Raw genomic sequence first — 581 nt, 5'->3', positions numbered from 1 at the left:
GTGCTATTTTAAACGTTGGTAATGATTACGTTTATTCCGATACTGACAGTATTAAGGCGCTAAATTTTGAGAGTCACCAGCCCTACGTTGACGCGTACAATAAGGAAATAACGTTCAAGCTGTTTAAGATGATGGACTATCATCAATTAAACCCTAGCCGACTTTCACCTAAAACTATTAAAGGGGAAATTAAGCCGCTCGGAGTTTGGGAGTTTGAGGGGATGTATTCAATGTTTAAAACATTGGGCGCTAAACGCTATCTGGTTCGTGAAAATGGTCACAACAAATTAACCGTTGCGGGGCTATCCAAAAAGAACGGGATGGATTATATAGAATCCCAATGTGGCGGCGATGCTGTTAAAGTGTTTAATATGTTCGCTGATTCCCTTTATATTCCTGCTGACGCTACAGGGAAAATGACACATAGTTATATTGACGACGAACAGGAATTATTAATTGTGGATTATGACGGGGTTCCGGCTAGAGTTATTAGCCCGTCTGCGATACACTTAGATAAATGTGATTTTACGTTGTCTATGAGTGAGAAATATAATTACTTCCTCAAAGGCTACGAAACAGGC

1 protein-coding gene is annotated in these 581 nt (G+C 39.9%); it reads left to right on the top strand.

Going from position 1 to position 581, the window contains the following annotated elements; translation table 11 throughout:
* Positions 1–128: 128 nt before the first annotated feature.
* On the top strand, positions 129–581 hold a 453-nt coding region (locus tag N1032_RS26725; protein WP_259543694.1), incomplete at its 3' end, for a hypothetical protein.

Source organism: Herbiconiux daphne (assembly GCF_024979295.1).
GTDB classification, from domain to species: Bacteria; Actinomycetota; Actinomycetes; order Actinomycetales; family Microbacteriaceae; genus Herbiconiux; species Herbiconiux daphnes.
This window is presented reverse-complemented; position numbering and strand designations above follow the sequence as displayed.